Source organism: Pseudomonas tehranensis (assembly GCF_014268615.1).
Lineage (GTDB): Bacteria > Pseudomonadota > Gammaproteobacteria > Pseudomonadales > Pseudomonadaceae > Aquipseudomonas > Aquipseudomonas tehranensis.
Window position 1 is genome coordinate 1 of the sequence record NZ_JABWQV010000439.1, and the last position, 1,700, is coordinate 1,700.

At 63.2% G+C, this 1,700-nt stretch carries 3 protein-coding genes; all 3 read right to left on the bottom strand.

Going from position 1 to position 1,700, the window contains the following annotated elements; genetic code table 11:
• Positions 1-38: 38 nt before the first annotated feature.
• On the bottom strand, positions 39-650 hold the full coding sequence (locus HU811_RS26810; protein WP_186659116.1) for a 3'-5' exonuclease: 612 nt from the start codon (positions 648-650) through the stop codon (positions 39-41).
• 22 nt (positions 651-672) lie between these two features.
• The gene (locus HU811_RS26815) at positions 673-1,152 is read right to left on the bottom strand and encodes a LabA-like NYN domain-containing protein (protein ID WP_003185707.1); all 480 of its coding nucleotides are present in this window, start codon (positions 1,150-1,152) and stop codon (positions 673-675) included.
• Between the two features lie 125 nt (positions 1,153-1,277).
• On the bottom strand, positions 1,278-1,700 hold a 423-nt coding region (locus HU811_RS26820), incomplete at its 5' end, for a DUF2076 domain-containing protein (RefSeq protein ID WP_186659118.1).

A 1,700-nucleotide genomic window follows, 5' to 3' on the forward strand; every position in this document is an offset into this window, starting at 1 on the left:
CGCGAGCAAGCCCGCTCCCACAGGGTTTTGCAGTATGCCTAGAACCCGCGATGGCGTTTGAGGTGCTCGTTGATTTTCGCCGCCGGCACTTTCTGCAAACTGCACAGCAGATCGTGGGACAACTCCCGCAGCCCGTGCTGTTGCCGCAGCTGCGTCGCCAGGTGCGCGGTGAGGTTGGCGGCCATTTCGGCGTCGGCCATGGCCCGGTGAGCCTGGCCCGTGTGAGGCAGGCCGGCGAAGGTGTTGAGCGTGCCGAGCTTGTGGTTCGGCGCCGTCGGCATCAGGCGCCGGGCCAGCAGCAGTGAACAGGCAAAATTCTGCAGGCGGGTGCGCTTGATCCGACCCAGTTCGAAGTCCCAGAACTTCTGGTCGAACGCGGCGTTGTGGGCCAGCAGCGGCGTGATGCCGACGAACTCGTTGACCTCGTTCATCACCTTTTCCGCGGGCGGGGCGCTGCGCAGCATGGCGTTGCTGATGCCGGTCAGTTGCTCGATGAACGCAGGCACGCGCACACCGGCGTTCATCAGGCTCTGATAGCGATCCACAATCCGGCCGTGTTCGAGGATCACCACGGCGATTTCGGTGGCCCGGCAACTGCTGCTCGGCGTGATGCCGGTGGTTTCAAAGTCGATGACTGCGATGCGTTCCAAACCTGTCTGAACTCCGTAAAAATCAATTCTTGAGCAGCAACGCGCCTTCGATCGGCACGTAGCGGCTGGCGGCGCGAATCAGCGAGTTGGCCGTCAGCCCCGGCACACCATAGGCCACCGCCTGAACCCCGTGTTTGCTGATGATGCGTTCCAGCAGCATGTCGAAATCGCCATCACCGGACGCCAACACCACTTCGTCAACGTGATCGGCTGCGTCCATGATGTCCAGGGTGATGCCCACGTCCCAGTCGCCCTTGGCCGAGCCGTCGCTGCGCTGGATGTAAGGCTTGAGCTTCACGACAAACCCCAGGTTGCGCAGGATCTGCTGGAATTGCTGCTGCTTGCTGTCACCGCGATCGATCGCATACGCGTAAGCCTCGACGATCTGCCCCTGCTTGCTGACATCGGCCCACAAGGCCGCGTAGTTGAAATGGCAACCATAAGCCTGGCGCACGGTGTAGTAGAGGTTCTGGACATCGGCGAACACTGCGATTTTTTTCACCGCGTTTCCTCTTGAATGCACAAGCCAGCAGAGCGGGCCCGAAAAGTTGCCCAGTATGCCAGCCCAGAGGAATGTTCCGCGAATAATCGGTCCGAGGCACCTGGGCGCCCCGGACGAATGGCAGGTCAGACGAAGGAGTCGTCATCGCCGAAGAAAGATGAATCGTCGCCGTAGTCGGCGTCGGCGAAACCGCCCTGGTCGTTGCCATAGGCATCGTTACCCGCGACGCTTGAGTCATCGCCCCAGCCGCTGTCACTGCTTGCCGTGTCGTTGACCGGTTGGGCCGGCTCTTGCTCGATGACCTCGACGACTTCCTGAGGCTGCTGGGCACCGTGGAACAGACTGCTGATGCCCTGGGCCAGCATCACGCCCCCGGCCACGCCAGCCGCGGTTTTCAGCGCGCCGCTCATGAAGCTGCCGGCCCCTGGAGCCTGCTGTGGCGCGGCGCCGTAGTTAGCGGGCGGCGCGGCGTAGTTCTGCTGGGGTGGCGCATTGAAGCCAGGCCGCGCCGGTTCGCGCCAGCCGCCACCGCTGGCGGGCGAAGCGCC